Below are 913 nucleotides of genomic sequence, written 5' to 3' on the forward strand. Positions count from 1 at the left end.
TTTCTATAGATTTATTACATGGACACTATGAAGTTTTTGAGGGAAAAACTAGAAAGTTATGGATTGCAGAATATAATTTTTCAGGACAACGACTAACACCTTTAGACATGACTAGAAAACAGTTGGAAGAAATGAGAAATACACATAAGGTTGAAGAAACTGATAGGTAATAAAAAGTAAGCGCAAAATATTGCTACGTTACTCATGAATTACGCTTGCACCAAAATGATAGATGCAAGCGTTTTACTCTATTTTAGTTTTGACAGTTCGTTTTCGCAGTCTCGCTCCATGGGGCAAGCTGTTCCAACTGTTCATCTGACATTTTATCGTCTGGCCGCTGTGATAAGAGATATGTCAGATATTTATAGGTATTCAGATCATTCGCTTTTGCCATCTCAACCATTGTATACACAATAGCACTAGCGGTGGCTCCTTTAGGACTGGCGCTGAACAGCCAGTTCTTCCGGCCAACAGTGAATGGTCTGATTGCATTCTCACTAAGATTGTTGGATAAACTGCAATGACCGTCTTCCAGATAGGTCATCAGGGTGTCTTTCCGATTTTGGGCATAGTTTACCGCTTTCGCCAAACGGGTTCCCTTGTTTGGGCGCTGTTGATCCAGCCAATTCCAGAATGCCTCCAGTATCGGCTTCTCCTTTTCAAGACGAAATTGTTTTCTCTGCTCCGCAGTGTGATTTTTTGCTTTTGAGTACCGCTCACAATCAAACAGCCTGGAACAGAACTGTACTCCCTGCACTGCCGGAAGGCTGTAATCATACTCTTTCCCTTTCGGTATGGCATCTGTGAAGTAACGTCTCACATGTGCCCAGCAAGAACAGCGCTTGATATCCGGCAGATTATTATAACCCTGATATCCATCCGTCTCCAGATATCCGCTGAACCCCTGTAGGAA

Annotated in this window: 1 protein-coding gene; it reads right to left on the reverse strand. The window is 42.5% G+C overall.

Features of this window, described 5'->3' with window-relative positions; translation table 11 throughout:
• Positions 1 to 253 precede the first annotated feature (253 nt).
• On the reverse strand, positions 254 to 913 hold a 660-nt coding region (tnpC, locus tag DWW13_RS18515; RefSeq protein WP_118720834.1), incomplete at its 5' end, for an IS66 family transposase.

The sequence above is a fragment of the Blautia sp. AF14-40 genome, assembly GCF_003479665.1.
Taxonomy (GTDB): domain Bacteria; phylum Bacillota; class Clostridia; order Lachnospirales; family Lachnospiraceae; genus Fusicatenibacter; species Fusicatenibacter saccharivorans.